The sequence below is a fragment of the Patiriisocius sp. 208BN25-11 genome (assembly GCF_058147145.1).
Window position 1 is genome coordinate 1 of record NZ_JBYVJY010000184.1, and the last position, 229, is coordinate 229.

1 pseudogene is annotated in these 229 nt (G+C 39.7%); it reads right to left on the minus strand.

The features are described 5' to 3' along the window. A pseudogene (locus ACY2RS_RS16055) lies at positions 1–229 on the minus strand (Fe-S cluster assembly protein SufB); the annotation flags it as partial.

Here is a 229-nt window from a genome sequence, read left to right on the forward strand (position 1 = left end):
TCGCACTCCTTTTGGGATGTAACAGACAGATCCATCACTACAAACAGCACTGTTTAAGGCTGCGTAGAAATTATCTTTTGTCAGTACCACAGTACCTAGGTGTTTTTTCACAAGTTCTGGGTGCTCTTTACTAGCTTCAGAAATACTCATAAAAATAATTCCTTTCTTAGCAAGTGTGTCTTTAACTGTTGTTGCTACAGAAACAGAGTCTACCACAATGTCCATGGCG